Origin of the sequence: Clostridium sp. ZS2-4, from assembly GCF_026719745.1 — a bacterium.
Classification (GTDB): domain Bacteria; phylum Bacillota; class Clostridia; order Clostridiales; family Clostridiaceae; genus Clostridium_H.
Genome location: NZ_JAPPRQ010000071.1, coordinates 1 through 913, shown reverse-complemented (window position 1 = coordinate 913; position 913 = coordinate 1). Strand labels below are relative to the sequence as shown.

1 protein-coding gene is annotated in these 913 nt (G+C 26.6%); it reads left to right on the top strand.

The window, feature by feature from the left end:
* Positions 1 to 479: 479 nt before the first annotated feature.
* Entirely contained in the window at positions 480 to 812 is a 333-nt protein-coding gene (locus OIO11_RS11640; protein WP_268071637.1) for a response regulator, read from the top strand.
* The last annotated feature ends 101 nt before the right edge of the window (positions 813 to 913 follow it).

Below are 913 nucleotides of genomic sequence, written 5' to 3'. Positions count from 1 at the left end.
TGATGCTTAAAATAAAAAATACACATTTGTCACTAATATGATATTTTAGAAAAGTCTATGAAAACATAGACTTTTCCTTAAAAAACTATATCTTGTAAAAATTTTGAAGCTTAGCTTTATGACATTGGGCCTACGGCCGCAAAGATAAATTCGCTAAGGTGCTTTCTCTGAGGAATTGTTAAATATAAAGTTAATTTTAAAACCAGAAAAAAATTGTTAATAGATTTATCATATGGTATAGTATTTTTTGTAGACATTTTAATCATCCTTTGTAAGTGTTTTGTCGCAAAAATATATTACAATATGATGATCAAAATGTCTATTTTTTTATTTCTATGTGTTGTAAAAATTTGTTAGCTAAAATGCACGTTTATAGTATCTACTAACAGTAGATAATATTTAGTTATTAAATACACAAAAGATACACTTATGATTCAAACCAGAGCTAAAGAAAAAGCACATGAGAAAGGGGAGTTTTTGTGTGTACTATACTTTTATTAGAAGATGATATTAAACAAAGAAACAATTTAAAGAAAATGCTTTATGAAACAAATGAAAAATTAAAATTTTATGAGGCGGAGGATAAGGATGAAGCTTTAGACATATGCAAGAGAGTAGCAATAGATATTTTCTTTGTAGATATTTCACTTAAGAATTCTTCAGGATTAGATTTTGCAGTAGAAATTAGAGAAATGACTAAATATGAGTTGAGTTGGATTATATTTTTAACAACTCATATGGAGTATATAACTCAGGCGTTTAAGAAAATACATTGTTATGACTATGTTTGTAGTGGTATACTAAAGTTGTAACACCTCAGTCGAATAAATGATATAATTTATTTCAGAAAAGAGGTTACGACAATGAAAAAACGAAGATACGAATCAGAATTTAAAAATAAGATTATACGCCT